1 pseudogene is annotated in these 272 nt (G+C 68.8%); it reads right to left on the bottom strand.

Annotated features, from left to right (window positions below):
• A pseudogene (locus SB725_RS31295) lies at window positions 1–272 on the bottom strand (hypothetical protein); the annotation flags it as partial.

The following is a 272-nucleotide window of genomic DNA, read 5'->3' as shown; positions in this document are numbered from 1 at the left end:
CTCGGGGTTGAGCACGCTCTTGCGCCACAGGCCCCAGGTGTCCTTGGTGCGCTGGCGCACTTCCTTGCCACGCTCGAGGACGATCGGCTTGAAGCCCATCTGCGCCAGCAAGAGGCCGGCGAAGATCCCGCAGGGGCCGAAGCCCACCACGATCGGCCGCTGGCTGAGGTCGGCCGGAGCCTGGCCCACCACCTTGTAGCTGACATCCGGCGCCGGGTTGACGTTACGGTCGTCGGCGAACTTGAGCAGCAGCGGCGCTTCGTCGCGCACGC

This window comes from Pseudomonas sp. SIMBA_041 (assembly GCF_046535095.1).
Lineage (GTDB): Bacteria > Pseudomonadota > Gammaproteobacteria > Pseudomonadales > Pseudomonadaceae > Aquipseudomonas > Aquipseudomonas mucoides.
Note: the sequence above shows the minus strand (reverse complement) of the source record. Positions and strands in the feature narration are given on the sequence as shown.